This is a genomic window from Paraburkholderia lebeckiae (assembly GCF_014201005.1).
Lineage (GTDB): Bacteria > Pseudomonadota > Gammaproteobacteria > Burkholderiales > Burkholderiaceae > Paraburkholderia > Paraburkholderia tuberum.
On the sequence record NZ_JACHDK010000015.1, the window covers coordinates 19,183 to 36,641 of the forward strand.

The following is a 17,459-nucleotide window of genomic DNA, read 5'->3' on the forward strand; positions in this document are numbered from 1 at the left end:
TGCGACGATGGTATCGGGTGCGTACTTCATGCAAAGGGCATAAAGTGGCCGACTACCGCCTGTCCACATCCGGCCCTCTCCGAAACGCCGCGATGGACCGCAAAATAGCCCCAGGCAGCTTCGCTTAACGCAGAGCGACGCAGGACTATGACTGCGGGACAGAAACCCACGTAATCGATCAACGGTTTTCCGGCGCCGCTGTCAGCCCCTCCAACAGCGCCTTATGAAACGCCTGCGGGTCCTGCATCTGCGGCGCGTGACCGAGCCCCGCGAACTCGACCAGCGTCGCATGGGGAATCGCCTTCGCGGCCGCGCGGCCCAATTCGGGGTAATGGCCAATCTTCGCACGCACCTCGGGCGGGGCAGCGTCCTTGCCGATCGCCGTCGTGTCCTTCTGGCCGATCAGCAGCAGCGTCGGCATGCCGAGCTGCCCCAGCTCATAGACGACCGGTTGCGTGTAAATCATGTCGTAGAGCAGCGCGGAATTCCACGCGACGATCTGCTTGCCCGGCCCACGATACATGCCCGCGAGCATCTGCACCCACGGTTCGTAGTCCGCGCGCCATTGCCCCGCGTAATAGGTCGCCTGCTCGTAGCGGCGGATGCCGTCCGCGGTCGTCTTCAGCTCCCGCTGATACCACTGGTCGACCGACAGCGACGGCACGCCCTTCGCCTTCCAGTCCTCGAGTCCGATCGGGTTCACGAGCACCAGTTGCTGCGTTTCGCGCGGATACATCAGCGCATAGCGGACGGCGAGCATGCCGCCCGTCGAATGGCCGACCACCGTCACCTCGCTGACGCCGAGCGAATCGAGCAGCGCATGCGTATTGCGCGCGAGTTGCTGGAAGCTGTACTGGTAATGCTCGGGCTTGCTCGATTTGCAAAAGCCGATCTGGTCCGGTGCGATCACGCGATAGCCGGCATCGCTCAGCCGGCGAATCGTCGCGTCCCACGTCGCCGAACAGAAATTCTTGCCGTGCAGCAACACCACGGTGCGGCCGTTCGCATGCGCGGGCTTCACGTCCATGTAGGCCATCTGCAAAGGCACGCCCTGCGAGGTGAATTCGAAGCGTTCGACCGGAGCCGGGTAGCTGAAGCCCTGCAGCTCGGGACCGTAGGCCGGGCCGGAATCGTCGAGCGAAGACGCGGCCGCGGCGCTCGCGGCGGTCGGGCTCGCCTCGCTGACCGGCGCGCCCGCCGGCGTGGCGGCCACCGCGACGGACGCCGCGCACAGCATCGCACAGGCGCAGACACTCGACAGGGCAAGCAGGAATGGGCGGTGAAGATTCATCGGGATGCTCTGCAAAAAACGCAATAGGGATGCACGAGGCAGGGAGCGCACGATTCTACGATGCGCCGCCGAACTCCGCCGCCAGTCGCGCACTGAGGGCACGGCACACGGCCGCGGCGAGATGGCATGCATATTGCGCCTTCTGGGCTCAAGCATCGTCCGCACACGACCTCGTGGCCAATGTGTTGCGCCGCACCGAAAAACGCGCCGTAACAGGCGATCGTTCGAGGATGGTGCGCCACGCGGCCCCCGCAATAAACATTGTTCGCTCGCGTCCATTCGGTGCTAGAACTGACTGACGGACCCGCGAAAACAGGCAGCGAAGAACGGCAATGCGGCACGACTGCCAGGCAGCCCGAATCATCAGCGCAGAGGAAGCGACCAGATCATCCCCGGGGGTATATCAATCAAGCAACCATCTTGCATGCGGTCGGAGTGAGTGCTGAAGGGCCACTCCGATCGACAGGAGACAAATATGAATACTCCGGCACGGCTGAACGACCTACAGCGCACTACCCTCGCGATCGTCCTCGCCGGCGGACGCGGTACCCGGCTCGGACCGCTCACGAACAAGCGCGTGAAGCCGGCGGTGCACTTCGGCGGCAAATATCGGATCATCGACTTCGCGCTGTCCAATTGCCTGAACTCCGGCATCCGCCGCATCGCGGTGGTCACGCAGTACAAGGCGCACTCGCTGCTGCGGCATCTGCAGCGCGGCTGGAGCTTCCTGCGCGGCGAGATGGGCGAGTTCATCGACCTGTGGCCCGCGCAGCAGCGCGTCGAAGGCGCGCACTGGTATCGCGGCACCGCCGACGCGGTGTTCCAGAACCTCGACATCATCCGCTCGATCCGCCCGAAGTACGTGGTCGTGCTCGCGGGCGACCACATCTACAAGATGGACTACACGCGCATGATCGCCGATCACGCGGACAGCGGCGCCGACTGCACGGTCGGCTGCATCGAGGTGCCGCGCATGGACGCGGTCGCGTTCGGCGTGATGGCGGTCGACGAAAATCGCCGCGTGACCGGCTTCGTCGAAAAACCGGCCGACCCGCCTGCGATACCCGGTCGCCCCGACACGGCGCTCGCGAGCATGGGCATCTACGTGTTCAGCGCCGACTACCTGTACAAGCAGCTCGAAGAGAACATCGCCGCGATCGATACCGATCACGACTTCGGCAAGGACATCCTGCCGCGCGTCGTCACGCAGGGCGTGGCGATCGCGCATCCGTTCAGCATGTCGTGCGTGTCGTCGGACCCGAGCGTCGAGCCGTACTGGCGCGACGTCGGCACGATCGACGCGTACTGGGCCGCGAACCTCGACCTCGCGTCGACGATACCGACGCTCGACCTGTACGACGAGTCATGGCCGATCTGGACATACCAGGAGCAACTGCCGCCCGCGAAGTTCGTACGCGACATGAAGGGGCTGCAGGGCTCGGGCAACAATCTGATCGTCTGCGGCGGCTGCGTGATCTCCGGCTCGCAGATTTCGCGCTCGGTGCTGTCTTCGAACGTGAAAGTGAGTTCGTTCTGTAATATCAATGAGGCAGTGTTATTGCCGCAGGTCACGGTCGGCGCGAGTTGCCGCCTGCAGAAGGTCGTGATCGACCGTGGCTGCACGATTCCGGAAGGCACGGTGATCGGCGAAGACCCGGCGCGCGACGCCGAGCGCTTCTATCGCACCGACGAAGGCGTCGTGCTGGTCACGCAGGAGGCGTTGCGCAAGCATCCGGAGTAGCGTGCCCGCCGCATGCCAGCGCCGGCGGCCACGCGCCGCCGGCCAGGCGTCGCCCGAACCACGTCTGACTATTTGCCGACCCCGAGCAACCCTGCCACCCCGACAGAGACCCGGCCTATGACGATTCGCGCCCTGCACGTCGCAAGCGAGCTGTATCCCCTCCTCAAAACGGGCGGTCTCGCCGACGTCGCGGGCGCGCTGCCGTCCGCGCTGATCGAGCGCGGCGCCGACGTGCGCGTGCTGCTGCCGGGCTTTCCGGCCGTGCTCGCCGGCCTGCGCGATCTGCAGCCGGTCGCGCAACTGGGCAGCCGCTTCGGCGCGCCGAGCGTGACGCTCGAACGCGGCACGCTGCCCACCAACGGGCTCGCCGTCTACGTGATTCGCGCCGCGTCGCTGTACGATCGCCCCGGCAACCCGTATCTGAACGACGAACACGTGCCGTACGGCGATAACGCACAGCGTTTCGCGCTGCTCGGCTGGGTCGCCGCGCAACTCGCGCAGCAAATGGACCCGACGTGGTCGCCGCAGATCGTCCACGCGCACGACTGGCACGCGGGGCTCGCGCCCGCCTACCTGAAGGCCGCCGAACGCGAGCACGGCCGCGCGCCCGCGCGCAGCGTGTTCACGATCCACAACCTCGCCTACCAGGGGATTTTTCCCGCGCATCAGTTCGGCCTGCTCGGCCTGCCGCACGATTTCTTCAACATGCACGGCGTCGAGTTTTACGGTCAGTTGTCGTTCCTGAAGGCGGGGCTCTACTACGCCGACCGCATCACGACCGTCAGCCCGACCTACGCGCGCGAAATCCAGACGCTCGCGCACGGCGGCGGGCTTGATGCGCTGCTGCGCCATCGCGCGCACGATCTGAGCGGCATCCTGAACGGCGTCGACTACACGGTGTGGAATCCCGCCACCGATACGCTGCTCGCGACGCACTACAGCGCGTCGAGGCTGGCGGGCAAGCTCGCCTGCAAGGAAGCGCTGCAAAAGCGCTTCGGCCTCGCGCAGAGAAGCGACGCGCTGCTGTTCGGCGTGGTGAGCCGGCTGACCGAGCAGAAAGGCCTCGATCTGCTGCTCGGCGCGGTGCCCGAGATCGTCAAGCGCGGCGGGCAACTGGTCGTGTTCGGCACCGGCGATCCGGCGCTCGAGAATGGCCTCAGGATGGTCGCGCAGGCGCATCCGGAATCGGTCGCGGTCGAGCTCGGCTTCGATGAAACCCTCGCGCATACGATCATCGCCGGCAGCGACGTGGTCGCGGTGCCGTCGCGCTTCGAGCCGTGCGGGCTCACCCAGCTCTATGCGCTCGCCTACGGGTCGCTGCCGCTCGTGCACTGCATCGGCGGTCTCGCGGATACGGTCGCCGACGCATCGCTCGAAAACCTCGCCGACGATTTCGCCACCGGCTTCGTGTTCGAACGCTTCGATCCGAAGGGACTCGCCTCGGCGATCCGCCGCGCGTTCTCGCTGTACGGACGCCGCACCGAATGGAAGGCCACGCAGCGGCGCGCGATGCGCCAGGACTTCGGCTGGGGCGCGTCGGCCGACCGCTATCTGGCCTTGTATCGCGAGCTCACCCCGTCTGAAGCATCCGCCGCACGCTGAACTGTCAGGTTTCGTTAATCTTCACGCGCGTTTGATGGTTCGGCGCAACAGCACGGGGACGGATCAACTCGCGGCTGTCAAACTCCTGTATCGTTTGCTAACTTGCCGGCTATGCAGTTCGTGGGTTTTTCCTGCACCATCTGTATCAGGCATGTCTGCCGCGCGGCGCCCGGGCCATCGGCCAGCCCGCGCGAGCCTCCCCTTCCAGTGTTTTTTGATCGCGCATGACCGGTCGCGCGAGCCTTACCATGACGAAAAACGTTCTGAGCATCCAGTCCCATGTCGTGTTCGGTCACGCCGGCAATAGCGCGGCCGTGTTTCCGATGTGCCGGCTCGGCGTCAACGTGTGGCCGCTCAACACGGTGCAGCTCTCGAATCACACGCAATACGGACACTGGAGCGGCAGCGCGATCGACGCATCGCAGATGGAAGATCTCGTCGACAGCATCGGCGCGATCGGCATGCTGCCGCGCTGCGACGCAGTGCTCTCCGGCTATCTCGGCACGAAGGAACAGGCGCAGGCGGTGATTGACATCGTCAAGGCCGTGAAGGCGGCCAATCCCCGCGCCTGGTACTTCTGCGATCCGGTGATGGGCGCCACGGGCGGCTACAAGGTCGAGCCGGGCATCCAGGAATTCCTCGTGAAAGAAATGCCGCAAGTCGCCGACGGGATCGCGCCGAATCACATCGAATTGCAGCGCCTCGTCGGTCGCGAGATCGAGACGCTCGAGGAAGCCGTCACCGCGTGCCGCGAGCTGCTCGCGCGTGGGCCGAAGCTCGTGCTCGTCAAGCATCTGCTCGATCGCAACAGCCCGGCCGACCGTTTCAACATGCTCGTCGTCACTGAGCGCGAAGCGTGGATGGGACAGCGTCCGCTCTATCCGTTCGCGCGCCAGCCGGTCGGCGTCGGCGATCTGACGAGCGCGGTCTTCGTCGCGCGCACGCTGCTCGGCGATTCGATCCGCTCGGCCTTCGAGCACACGCTCGCCGCGGTCAACGCGGTCGTCAAGGCGACCTGGCAGGCCGGACGCTATGAACTCGAACTGGTGGCGATGCAAAATGAAATCGCCCAGCCGCGCGAGTGGTTCGATGCGTGGGTCGCGGAGACGGCTTAGATAACTTGGGCACGTCGCTGGTTGCCGAGCGCCCTCGCCAGCACCCTGCTGGCCGCCGTCCTATAATGCCTGCCGCGTGGACCAGGGCTTGCGCCCTCGCGCCACGGCATTTCAGCATCCAGCATTCAGCAGACGAGGCATTCGATGGACGGTTATATCCGCAGCGAGCGGGAAGAAGTTTTTGAGCAGTTGTGCATCAGCGTCGACGCGGACGAAGCGCACGAACAGGAAGCGATCGAGTTCTTCGAGAACCAGTTCGACCAGCCCGACTTCGATCCCGCGCAATGGCTCGATATCGCGCTCTACTACTCGGCCGCCGTCGCGCGCGGCATCGTCGACATGGTGACGGCCGACGACAAGGCACGCAGCAACATCGCCGAAATCATCGCCGACAATCTCGACATCTCGTACGGCGAGGACGAGTGCCAGCAGTTCGCCGAGACGATCGAATTCGCGCTGAACAACGGCGTGCCGGTCGATCTCGACGTGGTGCTCGACGGCTGCCAGCGCGCGATCGACGATCTCGACACGTGGGCCGACGAAGACACGAAGGCGCCGCTTTTGCGTCTGCGTGAAGAGCTGCTGCGTCAGCAAGGCGAGCGCTAGGCAAAAGGCTCGAATCTCCTCCGACAACGCAACACCGCAACACCGGCCGGCGCGCTCGCGCCGGCTTCTTAAGCATATGCCGTAATCCGCAGCCGAGGCGGACTTTCGCACGTCAAGCCAGCTTGCATGCCTGACGCACGCTCCGTGTGCACCACATGCACCTGTTGCGGCTTATGCCGAAATGCTCATCCAAAACGCCACGAATTGCCAAGACGACGGCAATTTGGCTTTCTATATTCGCCCCAGATCGACCGCGCGAACACGCTGTGAAGCCCAACGCATTGCGCGTATTCCAGCATTGCGAGCGGCGAGCGATCCTTCGTAGTCTTGCGATGCGCGAGGGCTTGCCTCGGCCTCACGTGTCGTACCGCTTTGCTGCCGTACCGCTTTCATAACAACCGTCGATGCAAGGAGAGACCATGAGTCTTCGCAACACGCTGAAACCGCTGGCCATGCTCGTGGGTGCGATGTTTGCCGTCGCGCCTGTTGCCAGTTTCGCCGACGACCTGCCGGTCAAGATCGGCTTTGCCGCGCCGCTGACGGGCGCCAATGCCGGCTACGGCAAGGATCTGGAAAACGGTGTGCGGCTCGCGATCGACGAAGCCAACGCGCAGAAGATCAAGATCGGCGACAAGGTCGCGCATTTCCAGATCGTCTCGCAGGACGACCAGGCCGACCCGCGCGTCGGCGTGCAGGCCGCGCAGAAGCTGGTCGACTCGGGCGTCGCGGTGGTCGTCGGCCACTTCAACTCGGGCACGACGATCCCGGCCTCGCAGGTCTACGAGCAGGCTGGCATTCCGGTGCTCGATCCCGCCGCGACCAATCCGATCATCACGGGCCGCGGCTTCGCGAACACCTTCATGGTGATTTCGACCGACGCGCAGAACGCCGGCAATGCGGGCGCCTATGCCGTCGAGGTGACGAAGGCCAGGCGCATCGCGATCATCGACGATCGCACTGCGTTCGGCCAGGGCGAAGCCGACGAGTTCGAGAAGGCCGTGAAGGCGCACGGCGGCAACATCGTCGCGCGCGAATACACCGACAACCACGCGGTCGACTTCAGCACGCAGATCACCAAGTTCAAGGGCGCCAACGCCGACCTCGTGTTCTTCGCCGGCCTCGACAGCCAGGCGGCGGGTTTCGCGCGGCGCATGAAGCAGCTCGGCCTGAACGCACAGCTGGTCGGCGGCGGCGGCGTGATGGACGAGGACTTCATCAAGCTCGCGGGCGATGCGTCCGACGGCGCGATGGCCTGGGAATACGGCCGCCCGCTCGCGCAACTGCCGGGCGGCAAGGACTTCAACGCGAAGTTCAAGAAGCGCTTCGGCGCGGATGTGCTGTCGTATGCGCCGTTCGGCTACGACGGCGCGTGGGTCGCGATCAGGGCGATGCAGCAGGCCAAATCCGACTCGCCGAACGTGTACCGTCCGGCGCTCAAGTCGATCGACTACGACGGCGTGACCGGCAAGATCTCGTTCGACAGCACCGGCGCGTTGAAGAGCGGCGCGTCGACGCTGTATCAGGTGAAGAACGGCACGTGGGTGCCGGTCGTGACGAAGAGCGGCACCTAAGCTCCACGTCCGGTAAATCGTGGCGGCCCTGCCCGGCGCGCGGCCGGCGCCGGGCGCGCTACTGCCGCGCGCTCGCCGCCCGGACGACCACCTCGGCATCGAGATCGCGCTCGATGCGCACGAGGGCGTCGCGAATCGCCGCGAATTCGTTTGGCGTACACATCCGATGGCCGAACGCGGCGCGCAGATGCCGGTTGACCTGCAACGTGCGCGTCGCCGGATCGAAGACGTAGCGCGACGCAAACGTGAGCAACGGGTCCTCGACCGTGCTGTCGGTCGGCAGGTCCGTCACGCGCACGAAGCGCGGCAAGCTCATTTCCAGCGTTTCATCGAACTCCCCGTCGATGCACGCCCAAGGCTGCGTTCTGACGGGCTCCGCGAGCCACGCCTCGACCTGCGAGCCCATGCCGCCGGCGAGGCTCGTGAGCGCCGGCACGGCAGTCGTGCCGTCCGGCCAGATCAGATGCGGCACGCTGCCCTGCATCGTCGTCGCGAACGGACCGCCGGTCACGGCGACGTCGTCGGTCTGCAATTGCGCGGAGCCGTGCAAGCCCGTTTGCAGCAGACGCCTGGCGGCAAGCTGCTGCGCGCCCTGGCGCGTCGCGCGGCGGAACGTGTTGCGTTCGAGCTCCGCGGTATAGCCCCGGTCCTCGACCCGGTACGCATAATGTGCGCTGCCGTTTTCGTCGATGTCGATCTGCACGCGCGCCTTGCGTTCGCGCCGTTGAGTGGCCGGCGTGCGCGCGAGCACGCCGTCGTCGACGAGCAGCACCGGCCGGTCCATGACGCCGCCAGGCAGATAGCCGAACGCGGTGCCGCCCGCCGTCGTGTCCGCGAATTGTGCCAGCTCGGGAATCCAGATGATCGCGTGATTAATCGCGCTCGCGCCGTAGCCGGGGACCTCGGGCAACGTGTAGTACGGACCGAGATTGAGCAGCACCGGCTCGCTGCGAATGCCGGCGGCCGCGAGCAGCGCGCCGTATAGCGCGACGTGGTCCTTGCAGTCGCCATAGCGGTTGCGCAGGATGTCGGCCGCCTTGTGCGGAATCGCCGCCGTCTCGCCGAGAAAAAGCGCGACGTAGCGGATGTTCAGACGCATCCAGTCGTACAGCGCGCGGGCTTTGTCGCGGGGATCGGTAAGGCCGGCAGTCAGTTGCTGTGCGAGACCGACGATCGCGGGATCGTCGCGGGTCGCGTCGTTGTCGGCGGGACCGCGATAGCGCGCGGCGAAGCTCGCGAAGTCCGGCACCGTCGACACCATCAGCCGGTCGCCCCAGTTCGCGTAGCCGACCGCGCCCGCTTCGAGCCGCGCATAGGGGCCATGCCGGTAGTCGAACTCATAGCGCGTGCGGCCGTTCGCGGTGACGGGCGGCGTCGCGACGTAGCCGCGCGCGTCCGCATAGAGCGGCACGTCGGCGGGAAGGTCGAAGATCAGACGCTGCTCGTCGACGGGTTCGAGCGACGGCTCGACCAGATAGGCGAAGGTGCCCGCTTGCAGCGCCTTCGCGCGGGTCTTGCGAAATTCCAGGTGCACGCGCGAGCCGGTCGTGACGCCGGGGAAGATCACGGTGCGCAACACACCGTCCTCGAAGCTCGGCGCGCCGGACGAGCGCGGCTCCTGCACGTCGCGGATCGCCTCGGGACCGACCGCATGCGCGGTGCCGTCGGGGTCGATCGTTTCGGCGGCCAGCAGTTGCACCTGCTCGATGTCCTTGTTGAACCACACGTAGCGTTGCGCGATCGCGTCGACGCCGCTGGCCGTGTCCGCGCGCATCAGCGTGTCGTCGTGTTCCTCGACGGAACCGTCTTTCTGGATCACGAACAAATGGACGTCGCGCTCGATCGTCGCAGGGGCACGTTCGTTGGCGGAGGTGGCGATTTCGCCGGCTGCCGCGCAAAGCGGCAAGGCGATGCCGTTCGCGGCGGATAGCGCGGCAAGCAACGCCGCGGCGCGCACGCTGCGCACGCGGCACGCGAGCCCGATCATCGCGATCGACGTGTGCGCCAACGTGACGACGATGTTCCCCAAGATCCACCTCGGACAGGTTCGTGTCGTCGTTGTAGCACATCGCCGACCCGTGCGTTTCGGGCCGGAGTCGGCGTTGCCGCGTCGAGCTCGAGCGGCATTGAAGTCACAGGCGCACCCGCGATGCAGCGGCCGCCGTCGATCGTCTTCACTCGCCGTCGTCGAGCTGGCTCAGCAGCGCCTGCAGTTTTTCCACGTGCCGCAGCAGCATGTGCCGGTGCTTGTCGATCTGTTCGAGCCGGCCCTCCAGGTCGGCTTGAATGCGGTCGTCGAGTTCGGCCGCGGCCATGACGTCCTCGACCTTCGCTCGCATCGATGCAAGCTCCACCGGCGCGTGCAGCAGGTGCCGCTCGAAGCGCCGCACTTCCTGCATCGCGAGATCGCGCACCTTGCGAAAATGCGCGTGACGGCGGTGCGCCTCGACATCGAGCGTTTCTTCCTCGAGGCGTCGCGCGGGCGGCGGCTGCCCAAAAATCGGCTCGGGCCGCAACACCGTCTTCTTGCGCACCGGATGCGCGGTGCCCCGAAAGCGCGCAAGCGGCAGCTCGTTGTCGATCGCCTCGCGCGCATTCGGCGGGATCTCCTGACCGGTGTGCGGCACGTTCATCCAGCCGCCCGGCAAACCGGTGACGGCCTCGACGCCGCGCACGAATTCCTCGCTGAATTCGCGTTGCCCGGACAGCATCAGCTTCAGGTAGCTCGCGGAAAACGTCATCATGCGCGCGAGCCGGCTCGCGGCGCCGACCTCGCTGGTCAGCAACACCAGGTTCGCGCGCCAGACTGGCAGCAGCAATTCGTCGGAATCTTCCATCGCTGGGTCTTCCATCTTTTCGCCTGATGAATCGATGATCGCGTCGCGCACGTCATCGTTTTGAAAGGGTAGTCGTCGCGCGGTGTCGCGTGCAATGCCGCGATGCCGCTTTGCGTGCGCTGGGGCCCAGATGCCGAAGCTACACATTTGACGCGGTACATACCGGCCAATTCAGCGCAAAGCGCGTTGAAACAGGGCTTATGACACATCGCGTGTTGCATTGACACACGTATTCGCGCGCCGTTCCTGCCTGCGGCCGCTTCATATGGCATGCTTGCATGCCGATGCGGCACGCGTCGTGCCGCATCGGTTGCTCCACAACACTGACTTAAGGGTTTTGTAATGAAGAAAATCGTTCTCGCCATCGCCGCGGCCGTTGCCACCCTGAGCGCGATCGCTCCCGCTCAGGCCAATGAGCATCACCTCGAGTGCCATAAAGTGCACGTGCATCATCATTGGGAAAAGCGCTGCCACTAATGGCGGTGAAACCGTGTCCGATGGACGCGGTGCACATCAAAAAGCCCTGCTTTCGCGGGGCTTTTTTCATGGCGCGCCGCGTCGTGAAACAGCCGGCGCACGATACGCTGTGCGCGCTCGACGCTCAAACCATTCCATATGAACGCGCCGGCACGCAATCACGGACACATGCTGTTACACCTTCGCGATACGCTGACCGATGCAGGCCGACGCGGACCGCGATGCCGCGCGTTCTTGCAGCAATCGTGATCCGCGTGGTGAGAAAGGAATACAAGCTTCAGGCGGATTTCACGCGAGCGAGAGCCGTCGTTACCAGCGCTTCGAGCAGCGGCTCGACCTTCGCGGCGAGGTGTTCATCGTATGCATAAGGCAGGCGCTCTTCCATGTACGTGATCTGCGACAGTTCGAGTTGCACCGCATGCACGCCCTGCTCGGGCTGCCCGTATTGCCGCGTGATATAGCCGCCCTTGAAGCGGCCATTCGCGATCGCCGTATAGCCGCCGTGGCGCCCGACCAGCGCGGCCAGTTCGTCAGCCAGGCCCGGCGCGGCGCTCGCACCGTTCGACGTGCCGAAGTTGAAATCCGGCAGACGTCCGTCGAAAAAACGCGGCACGCGCGAACGGATCGAATGCGCTTCCCACAGCAGCACCTTGCCGTGCTTCGCCTTCAGCGCCGCGAGCTCGCCGGTCAGCGCGTCGTGATACGGCTTCCAGTACGCGTCGCGACGGCGCGCGATCTCGGCGTCGTCGGGCAGATGGCCATTGCGATAGAGCGGCTCCTTGTCGAACGTATCGACCGGCAGCAGACCCGTAGTGTCCTGCCCCGGGTACAGGTTCGCGCCGTTGGGCGGACGATTCAGGTCGACCACGTAGCGCGCGTAGGTCGGCGTCAGGATCGACGCGCCGAGGCGCTTCGCGAATGCGTACAGGCGATCGAGATGCCAGTCGCAATCGTCGGTGCGTTGCGCGACCGGTGTCATCGTCACGGCGATGTCGGCGGGGATTTGCGTGCCCAGATGCGGGATCGAGATCAGCAGCGGCAGGCTTCCCCGATGCAGCGAGAAAACCGGCGTGAGGTTCGAAGCAGTCATGTCAGTCCGGAATCAGTGGGATCGGAGAATCAGTTCGGCGGGTCATGGCCGTTATTTGAGCAGTTCCGCGAGCGCCGCGCGATAGCGCGCATAGGCACCCTCTTCGTCGCGATGCCGGCGATCGTCGACGAGCTTGACGCCGCCCGCGTAGACGTCACGGATCGGCGTATCGCCGTGCTCGCAGAATACGACGCCCGACAGCCACGCCTCGCGCTCATGCCCGGCGATGCTCGTATGGTCGGCGTCGAGCACGAGCCAGTCGGCGCGATGGCCCGGCTGCAACGCGCCGACCGCGCGGCCGGTCGCACGCGCGCCGCCGTCGAGCGCGGCCGCGTACAAACGATCCGCGACATGCCGAGCTTGCGCCGACGCCAGCACGTTGCGCTGCCGGCGCGTCAGACGCTGGCCGTATTCGAGCAGACGCAACTCGGCGCGCCAGTCGACGCCGACATGGCTATCCGAGCCGACACCGATGCGGCCGTGCGCGTCGAGATAGTCTTGCGCGGGAAAAATGCCGTCGCCGAGATTGGCCTCGGTGGTCAGACACAAACCCGCGACCGCGCCGCTCTTCGCGAGCGCGAGCGTTTCATTCGCATCGACGTGGGTCGCGTGCACGAGACACCAGCGGCTGTCCACATCGAAACGATCGAGCAGCAATTGCACCGGCCGCGTGCCTTCGGTTTCGAGGCACGCGTCGACCTCGGCGGTCTGTTCGGCGATATGAATGTGGACAGGCACGGTTGCGTCGATGCCGCCGAGCAACGTGCGCAGCGACGCCTCCGATACCGCGCGCAGCGAATGCGGCGCCACGCCGTAACGCAGCGCCGCATGTTCGGGGCGCGCGGCGCGTAGCGTGCCGAGCAGATCGAGCAGGCTCTCAGGCGTATTGATGAAGCGCCGCTGATCGTCGCGCGGCGCGCGCGCGCCGAAGCCGCTGTACTGATACAGCACCGGCAGCATCGTGATGCCGATACCGCTCGCCGATGCCGCGTCCACCACGCGTTGCGCAAGCTCGGCCTGATTCGCGTAGCGCTGGCCGTCCTGCGCGTGGTGCACGTAGTGGAACTCGCACACCGACGTATAGCCCGCCTTCAGCATCTCGATGTAGAGCCACTGCGCGACGCTCGCGAGGTCTTCCGGCGTGATGCGCGCGGCAAAGCGATACATCAGGTCGCGCCACGACCAGAAGTTATCCGTCGCGTTGGCGCGATATTCGGTGAGCCCCGCCATCGCGCGCTGAAACGCGTGCGAGTGAAGATTCGGCATGCCTGGCATCAGCGGGCCCGCCGTCTTCGGCACACCAGCCGGCGCCTCGGGTCGATCCGTCGTGACCGCGGTCAGCGTGCCGTGAGCGTCCCATTCGAGCAGCACATTGCGGCGCCAGCCCTCAGGCAGATACGCGTCAGCGGCGAACAGCGATTGATTGGATTGCGTCATCTCTCAGGTTCTAGTTCAGGTCACACGCGACTCGCGCCGCGTATAAACGGTTTCGCCCGCGCGCACGACGCGCGCGCAGAGCGGCCGGCCAATCCAGTAAGCGAGCTCCGCCAGCGAATCGACCGACCACACCGCGAAGTCGGCCGAGCGACCGACCTGCAGCGCACCGTGCCGATCGCTCTTGCCGAGCGCGCGCGCAGCGTGCGTGGTGACGCCTTGCAGCACCTCGGGCACGGTCATGCGAAACAGCGTGCTCGCCATGTTCATCATCAGCAGTAACGAAGTCGCCGGTGAGGTGCCCGGGTTGCTGTCGGTCGAGATCGCGATCGGCACCTCGTAGCGCCGCATCAGTTCGAGCGGCGGCAACTGCGTCTCGCGGATGAAGTAGTACGCGCCCGGCAGCAGCACCGCGACGGTGCCCGCTTCCTTCATCGCGGCGACGCCGGCTTCGTCGAGAAACTCCAGGTGATCCGCCGACAGCGCGCGATGCCGTGCCGCGAGCGCGGTGCCGCCGCCGTTCGACAACTGCTCGGCGTGCATCTTGACCGGCAGCTCGTAGCGCGCGGCCGCGTTGAACACGCGCTCGCTCTGTTCCAGCGAAAAACCGATGCGCTCGCAGAACACGTCGACCGCATCGACGAGGCCTTCGTCCGCGAGCGCGGGCAGCATCGCGTTGCAGACTTCGTCGATATACGCGTCCGCTCGGCCCGCGAATTCAGGCGGCAACGCGTGCGCGCCGAGAAAGGTCGTATAGACCGTGACCGGATAGCGCTCGCCGAGCTGCCGCGCGACGCGCAGCATCTTGCGCTCGCTCGCGAGATCGAGGCCGTAGCCCGATTTGATTTCGATCGCCGTCACGCCTTCGGCGAGCAGCGGTTCGAGCCGCGCGGCCGCTTGCGTGAAAAGCGACGTTTCGTCCGCGGCGCGCGTCGCGCGCACCGTCGACACGATACCGCCGCCCTGTCGCGCGATCTCTTCGTAGCTGACGCCCGCCAGCCGCTGCGCGAATTCGTCGGCGCGCTGGCCGCCGTACACGAGGTGCGTATGGCAATCGATCAGGCCGGGCGTCACCCATGCGCCGCGCAGATCTTCGCGCGGCCATGCGGCATAGGGCGTAGGTAAATCGGCGAAAGCGCCGAGCCACGCGATACGGCCGTCGTCGACCGCAACCGCGGCATCGGCGAGCGTGTGGCGAGGATCGCCCTGCGGGCACAAATTCAGGTGATGCCAGACGGTTTGCTTCATCGCGTGCTCTTTGCCGCTCGGTGCGTGTCTAGGATGGGTTGTCCGTGATGGAGTGCATGTGATGCCCTATCACGGTTGATTCGTCATCGCGTGTAGCGGATCGTGATCGCGAGCACCGCGCCGTCGCCCGTCAGCGTGCAAGCGAGCGCGTTCGGCCCATCGACGCGTAGCGTGTCGCCGTTGTCGAGCCGCACAGGTTGCGCGTGGTCCGCCGCCAGGCCGACCGTGACCGCGCCGCCCGCGCAAAACAGCAGCGCCACGTCGCCGTCGAGCACGCGCGGCGCATCCTGCTGCGTGCCAGTGCGCCACACGTCCAAGGCGCCCTGCGCCACGTCGCGCCGCACCATCAGGTTGAAGTCGCGCGTCGCGCCGTCGACGAGCCGCGCGTCGATGCGCGTCGCGCCATCGAAGCGCGCGATGTCGAGCGGCTGCCGCAACACCTGCGTCGAGGCGACGCCCGCGTCGCCCAGCTCATCGAGCAGCATGCCCGCGCCAGACAGCAACACCAGCGTCCGGTCGACGCCGTCGAAGCGCGAGAACGGCCCCGCCTGCGCAACCTCGGCGACGCTCACGCGCCACACGAAGTCGGCGCTCACCGCGTGCTGCCCGCCGCCGTGCGCCGGAAACGCCGCGACCTCACGCGTGAGCCCGCCGCCGTTTTTCCACGGCGCCGCCACCAGATCGGCGCCGCGAATCAGCGTGACGCCTGGAACGCCGCCCGCGTGGTTGGCCATGGTCACGATCAGCGGCCCAGCATCGGCAGATTGAGACCGGCCTCGCGCGCCGTCTGCCGCGCGAGTTCATAGCCCGCATCCGCGTGACGCATCACGCCGGTGGCCGGATCGTTCAACAGCACGCGGCCGAGGCGCTCGTGCGCGGCTTGCGTGCCGTCCGCGACGATCACGACGCCCGCGTGCTGCGAGAAGCCCATGCCGACGCCGCCGCCGTGATGCAACGACACCCACGACGCACCGCCCGCCGTGTTCAGCAGCGCGTTCAGCAGCGGCCAGTCGCTGACCGCGTCCGAGCCGTCCTTCATCGATTCGGTTTCACGGTTCGGGCTCGCGACCGAACCGGTATCGAGGTGATCGCGGCCGATCACGATCGGCGCCTTCAGCTCGCCGTTCCTGACCATTTCGTTGAACGCCTGGCCGAGACGATAGCGATCCTTCACGCCGACCCAGCAGATCCGCGCCGGCAGACCCTGGAACGCGATGCGCTCGCGCGCCATGTCGAGCCAGTTGTGCAGATGCGGATCGTCGGGAATCAGTTCCTTCACCTTCGCATCGGTCTTGTAGATGTCCTCGGGATCGCCCGACAGCGCGACCCAGCGAAACGGGCCCTTGCCTTCGCAGAACAGCGGCCGGATATACGCCGGCACGAAGCCCGGGAAGTCGAACGCGTTTTCCACGCCCATTTCGAGCGCCATCTGGCGAATGTTGTTGCCGTAGTCGAGTGTTGCCGCGCCGCGTTCCTGCAGCGTCAGCATGGCCTGGACCTGCCTGGCCATCGACTGCTTGGCCGGCGTAACGATGCTTTCCGGCGCGGTCTTCATGCGCTCGCGCCAGTCTCCGACCGTCCAGCCCTGCGGCAGGTAGCCGTGAATCGGATCGTGCGCGCTCGTCTGATCGGTCACGCAGTCCGGCGTGATGCCGCGCGCGACGCACTCGGCGAACACGTCGGCGGCATTGCCGAGCAGACCGACCGAGATCGGCTTGCCGGCGCGCTTCGCTTCGTCGAGCATCGCGAGCGCTTCATCGAGCGTCTTTGCCTTCTTGTCGACGTAGCGCGTCTTCAGACGGAAGTCGATGCGCGTCTCGTCGCATTCCACCGCGATCATCGAGAAGCCCGCCATCGTCGCCGCGAGCGGCTGCGCGCCGCCCATGCCGCCGAGACCGCCGGTCAGAATCCAGCGGCCCTTCGGGTCACCGTTGAAGTGCTGGTTCGCGACCGCGAAGAAGGTCTCATAGGTGCCCTGGACGATGCCTTGGCTGCCGATGTAAATCCAGCTGCCCGCGGTCATCTGGCCATACATCATCAGGCCCTTGCGGTCGAGTTCGTGAAAGTGTTCCCACGTTGCCCAATGCGGCACGAGGTTCGAGTTCGCGAGCAGCACGCGCGGCGCGTCCGCATGCGTGCGGAACACGCCGACCGGCTTGCCCGACTGAATCAGCAGCGTTTCGTCTTCGTTCAGGTCCTTCAGCGACGCGAGGATCTGATCGAAGCAATCCCAGTTGCGCGCGGCGCGGCCAATGCCGCCGTACACGACGAGCGCGTGCGGGTGCTCGGCGACTTCGGGGTCCAGATTATTCTGGATCATCCGGTACGCGGCTTCCGCGATCCAGGTCTTGCAGGTCTTTTCCGCGCCGCGCGGTGCGCGGATCGTGCGAGTCGGATCAAGACGCGGATCGATGTGTTTCGGATTGTTCATGGTGTCCCTAATCATG

14 protein-coding genes are annotated in these 17,459 nt (G+C 65.9%); 6 read left to right on the forward strand and 8 right to left on the reverse strand.

Annotation, left to right across the window (positions count from 1 at the left end):
• Nucleotides 1-178: 178 nt before the first annotated feature.
• Nucleotides 179-1,291 carry an alpha/beta fold hydrolase gene (locus HDG39_RS24475; protein ID WP_184009313.1) on the reverse strand — a complete coding sequence of 371 codons (1,113 nt, stop codon included), beginning with the start codon at nt 1,289-1,291 and terminating at the stop codon, nt 179-181.
• Nucleotides 1,292-1,766: 475 nt separating this feature from the next.
• On the opposite strand from HDG39_RS24475, the gene glgC reads away from it, so the two are divergent.
• The 5 genes from glgC to HDG39_RS24500 all read left to right on the forward strand — a co-directional run bounded on the left by glgC (nt 1,767) and on the right by HDG39_RS24500 (nt 7,926).
• Nucleotides 1,767-3,032: a glucose-1-phosphate adenylyltransferase gene (gene glgC, locus HDG39_RS24480; RefSeq protein WP_184009316.1), complete on the forward strand. Its 1,266-nt coding sequence runs from the start codon at nt 1,767-1,769 to the stop codon at nt 3,030-3,032.
• A 117-nt stretch (nt 3,033-3,149) separates the two neighbouring features.
• A complete protein-coding gene (gene glgA / locus HDG39_RS24485; protein WP_184009318.1) occupies nt 3,150-4,634 on the forward strand; it encodes a glycogen synthase GlgA in 1,485 nt (494 codons plus the stop codon).
• 248 nt (nt 4,635-4,882) lie between these two features.
• Nucleotides 4,883-5,749: a pyridoxal kinase PdxY gene (pdxY, locus tag HDG39_RS24490; RefSeq protein WP_026225483.1), complete on the forward strand. Its 867-nt coding sequence runs from the start codon at nt 4,883-4,885 to the stop codon at nt 5,747-5,749.
• Between the two features lie 144 nt (nt 5,750-5,893).
• On the forward strand, nt 5,894-6,355 hold the full coding sequence (locus HDG39_RS24495; RefSeq protein ID WP_184009320.1) for a hypothetical protein: 462 nt from the start codon (nt 5,894-5,896) through the stop codon (nt 6,353-6,355).
• 419 nt (nt 6,356-6,774) lie between these two features.
• Nucleotides 6,775-7,926, forward strand: a complete 1,152-nt coding sequence (locus HDG39_RS24500) for a branched-chain amino acid ABC transporter substrate-binding protein (RefSeq protein WP_184009322.1) — start codon at nt 6,775-6,777, stop codon at nt 7,924-7,926.
• A 58-nt stretch (nt 7,927-7,984) separates the two neighbouring features.
• Here the strand turns inward: HDG39_RS24500 and HDG39_RS24505 are convergent, their stop codons facing one another.
• Nucleotides 7,985-9,913 carry a DUF3857 domain-containing transglutaminase family protein gene (locus HDG39_RS24505; protein ID WP_409259206.1) on the reverse strand — a complete coding sequence of 643 codons (1,929 nt, stop codon included), beginning with the start codon at nt 9,911-9,913 and terminating at the stop codon, nt 7,985-7,987.
• 187 nt (nt 9,914-10,100) lie between these two features.
• Nucleotides 10,101-10,763 (reverse strand): hypothetical protein, encoded by a 663-nt coding sequence (locus HDG39_RS24510; RefSeq protein WP_184009325.1) that lies wholly within the window; start codon nt 10,761-10,763, stop codon nt 10,101-10,103.
• A gap of 342 nt (nt 10,764-11,105) precedes the next feature.
• On the opposite strand from HDG39_RS24510, the gene HDG39_RS35225 reads away from it, so the two are divergent.
• Complete coding sequence (locus HDG39_RS35225; protein WP_260328236.1) at nt 11,106-11,240, forward strand: hypothetical protein; 135 nt, start codon at nt 11,106-11,108, stop codon at nt 11,238-11,240.
• A gap of 277 nt (nt 11,241-11,517) precedes the next feature.
• Here HDG39_RS35225 and hutG read toward each other — a convergent pair whose 3' ends face one another.
• The 5 genes from hutG to hutU all read right to left on the reverse strand — a co-directional run bounded on the left by hutG (nt 11,518) and on the right by hutU (nt 17,443).
• Nucleotides 11,518-12,330, reverse strand: coding sequence for an N-formylglutamate deformylase (gene hutG / locus HDG39_RS24515; protein WP_184009327.1), 813 nt, complete (start codon nt 12,328-12,330; stop codon nt 11,518-11,520).
• A gap of 51 nt (nt 12,331-12,381) precedes the next feature.
• The gene (locus HDG39_RS24520) at nt 12,382-13,767 is read right to left on the reverse strand and encodes a formimidoylglutamate deiminase (RefSeq protein ID WP_184009329.1); all 1,386 of its coding nucleotides are present in this window, start codon (nt 13,765-13,767) and stop codon (nt 12,382-12,384) included.
• A gap of 15 nt (nt 13,768-13,782) precedes the next feature.
• The gene (hutI, locus tag HDG39_RS24525) at nt 13,783-15,012 is read right to left on the reverse strand and encodes an imidazolonepropionase (RefSeq protein WP_184009331.1); all 1,230 of its coding nucleotides are present in this window, start codon (nt 15,010-15,012) and stop codon (nt 13,783-13,785) included.
• 83 nt (nt 15,013-15,095) lie between these two features.
• Nucleotides 15,096-15,746, reverse strand: coding sequence for a HutD/Ves family protein (locus HDG39_RS24530; RefSeq protein WP_184009332.1), 651 nt, complete (start codon nt 15,744-15,746; stop codon nt 15,096-15,098).
• Nucleotides 15,747-15,754: 8 nt separating this feature from the next.
• Nucleotides 15,755-17,443 carry a urocanate hydratase gene (gene hutU / locus HDG39_RS24535; protein ID WP_184009334.1) on the reverse strand — a complete coding sequence of 563 codons (1,689 nt, stop codon included), beginning with the start codon at nt 17,441-17,443 and terminating at the stop codon, nt 15,755-15,757.
• Nucleotides 17,444-17,459: the final 16 nt, after the last annotated feature.